This is a genomic window from Roseibium sp. RKSG952, from assembly GCF_009711355.1.
Genome location: NZ_SMMF01000455.1, coordinates 1 through 1,104 on the forward strand (window position 1 = coordinate 1; position 1,104 = coordinate 1,104).

At 58.8% G+C, this 1,104-nt stretch carries 1 protein-coding gene; it reads right to left on the reverse strand.

Annotation, left to right across the window (positions count from 1 at the left end; translation table 11 throughout):
- Nucleotides 1-27 precede the first annotated feature (27 nt).
- A complete protein-coding gene (locus E1297_RS01535; RefSeq protein WP_155133020.1) occupies nucleotides 28-933 on the reverse strand; it encodes a pirin family protein in 906 nt (301 codons plus the stop codon).
- Nucleotides 934-1,104 lie beyond the last annotated feature (171 nt).

Consider the following 1,104-nt stretch of genomic DNA (forward strand, 5'->3'; position numbering starts at 1 on the left):
CGCGCCCCGCTCGAACAGACTGCCCGGCTACGGCTTGATGAAGGTCCCGTTCTGCAACTCCCGGACAGCAGTTCGCAGTTCTTCTTGCGTGTTCATCACAATGGGGCCGTGCCAGGCCACGGGCTCCTTTATGGGCGCACCGGACACCAGCAGGAAGCGGATGCCTTTGCTGCCAGCTTGCACAACGATCTCGTCTCCCGATCCGAACACCACCAGGGTCCGGTTTCCGGTTTGGTCGCGCAATTTCAGCTCATGGCCTGCGAACTCCTTTTCGGTCAGGACGCCAAAAGGGTCGGATGCGTCTTCGAACCGGCCACTTCCCTTAAAAACATAGGCAAAGGTCTGCTTGTAGGTGTCGACCTTGATCCGTTTCCGCAGGCCGGGTGGTACGTAAATGTCGAGATATTGCGGGTCTGCGGCAATTCCGTCGACCGGGCCGCGCTCACCCCAGAAATCACCAATGATCACGCGTGCGGAGGTGCCGTCATCCTCGACAACAACCGGAATGTCCTTCGCCTTGACGTCCTGATAGCGCGGCTGTGTCATCTTCAGAGTGGACGGGAGATTGGCCCAGAGCTGGAAGCCGTGCATCCGGCCGCGTGCATCTCCCTTCGGCATTTCCTGATGCAGGATGCCGCGCCCGGCCGTCATCCACTGAACATCGCCCGCTTCCAGATCGCCATGGTTGCCGAGGCTGTCGGCATGTTCGACCGTTCCGGCCAGAACATATGTGATGGTCTCGATGCCGCGATGCGGATGCCACGGAAAGCCCTTCAGATAGTCCTCGGGGCGGTCATTGCGGAAATCGTCCAGCAACAGGAACGGATCGAGCATCGACGGATCCTGAAAGCCGAAGACACGATCAAGCCTGACACCGGCACCTTCGAGCGTGGACCGGGTACTTCCGATGTGGGTCACCGGACGGATTGACATTCACAGCCTCCTTCCCAAGTTAGCTTGCGAACGGAAAATATGCCAAAGTTCCTCTGCTGCCAGTAAATTTGAGAGGACATACTGTTTCCAGAAACTGAACAGCGTAGACCGGGGGTGGGTTCGGCCGTGAAGTGCAACACGGCAACGGCCAGGTTCGGTTCGCCATAAGGG